Annotated in this window: 1 protein-coding gene; it reads left to right on the forward strand. The window is 75.3% G+C overall.

Annotated elements, in window-relative coordinates; all coding sequences use genetic code 11:
• Nucleotides 1-752 (forward strand): SDR family NAD(P)-dependent oxidoreductase (locus ACVNF4_RS36650; RefSeq protein ID WP_461807125.1); only part of this gene is annotated, 752 nt, incomplete at both ends.

A 752-nucleotide genomic window follows, 5' to 3' on the forward strand; every position in this document is an offset into this window, starting at 1 on the left:
CCGCCGGGACACCCGGCGCGGCCCTCGACCCCGACGGCACCGTCCTGATCACCGGCGGCACCGGCGGCCTCGGCCGGCTCGTCGCCCGCCGGCTCGCCGAACATCACGGCGTACGGCACCTGACCCTGCTCAGCCGCAGCGGAGGCGACGCCACCGGACTCGGCCTCCCCGACGACGTACAGGTCACCGTCACCGCCTGCGACGCCGCCGACCGTGACGCGCTGGCCGCCGTGCTGGACGCCGTACCGGCCGAACACCCGCTGACCGCCGTCGTACACACCGCCGGAGTCGTCCACGACGCCGTCGTCGAGGCCATCGACCCCGACGACCTCGACAAGGTGCTCCGGCCCAAGGTGGACGCCGCCTGGCACCTGCACGAACTGACGGCCGGGCTCGACCTCGCCGCGTTCGTCCTGTTCTCCTCCGTCTCCGGCGTCAACGGAGCTGCCGGGCAAGGCAGTTACGCGGCGGCGAACACCTTCCTCGACGCCCTCGCACACCACCGCCGCGCCCAGGGGCTGCCCGCCGTCTCCCTCGCCTGGGGACCCTGGGCGCCCACCGGCGGCATGACCGGCAAGCTCACCGCCACCGACCTGGAGCGCATGCGGCGCGGCGGACTCCTCCCGCTCACCGCCGAGCACGGACTCGCCCTGTTCGACAGCACCTTGCGCGCACCGGCCGCCCCACTGCTGCTGCCGCTCGCCCTGTCCCTGCCCGACGTACGCCGGGCCGCCCGCGAAGGCACCGCGCCC

The sequence above is a fragment of the Streptomyces sp. S6 genome (genome assembly GCF_054880855.1).